Genomic DNA, 562 nt, shown 5'->3' with positions numbered 1-562 from the left:
ATGGAGAAAGACGGAGAGCGCCAACGGCGTCCATCTCGAAGGAGTCGCCAGCGATAACCGGAGTAGTTGAAATGGTAATAAGACGACCAATCTGACCAGCAAGGAAGCCAAGATGGGAAAGGTCATGCGGCATACGCTCGGCGCCAGTTTGAATATTAGACATAATTTATCCTCAAGTAAGGGGCCGAAGCCCCTGCAATTAAAATTGTTGACCACCTACATACCAAAGACGAGCGCCTTTACGCTTGCCTTTAGTACCTCGCAACGGCTGCGGACGACCAGGGCGAGCGCCAGAACGTTTTTTACCTTTAGACATTACATCACTCCTTCTGCACGTAATTTTTGACGCACGTTTTCTTCTGCGTCAGTAAGAACGTCAGTGTTTCCTGCGCGTACACGCAAGGTAAACGCGAACAATTCAGCGGCTTTAACCGGACGCTCGACGCCATTAATAATGTTTTCCGTAAATTCAGCGCCTTCCATGATGAGACAGGCCGTTTGAATGTTGACGGGATGAACATAATAAGCAATGACGGCAGCAATAAACTCAACAGGAGCAGGA

At 48.8% G+C, this 562-nt stretch carries 3 protein-coding genes; all 3 read right to left on the bottom strand.

Features of this window, described 5'->3' with window-relative positions:
- Positions 1-163 (bottom strand): major capsid protein (locus tag TG4357_RS20245; RefSeq protein ID WP_016629295.1); only part of this gene is annotated, 163 nt, incomplete at its 3' end.
- A 36-nt stretch (positions 164-199) separates the two neighbouring features.
- Positions 200-316 (bottom strand): phage DNA packaging protein J, encoded by a 117-nt coding sequence (locus TG4357_RS20240; RefSeq protein ID WP_000033471.1) that lies wholly within the window; start codon positions 314-316, stop codon positions 200-202.
- On the bottom strand, positions 316-562 hold a 247-nt coding region (locus tag TG4357_RS20235; RefSeq protein WP_032550388.1), incomplete at its 5' end, for a scaffolding protein D. The genes TG4357_RS20235 and TG4357_RS20240, both read right to left, overlap by 1 nt.

The sequence above is a fragment of the Thalassovita gelatinovora genome (genome assembly GCF_001458355.1).
In the GTDB taxonomy this organism is placed as follows: Bacteria; Pseudomonadota; Alphaproteobacteria; order Rhodobacterales; family Rhodobacteraceae; genus Thalassobius; species Thalassobius gelatinovorus.
This window is presented reverse-complemented; position numbering and strand designations above follow the sequence as displayed.

Coding starts and splice junctions, on each gene's coding strand:
- TG4357_RS20240 (WP_000033471.1), bottom strand. CDS start 316: ATGTCTAAAGGTAAAAAACGTTCTGGCGCTCGCCCTGGTCGTCCGCAG.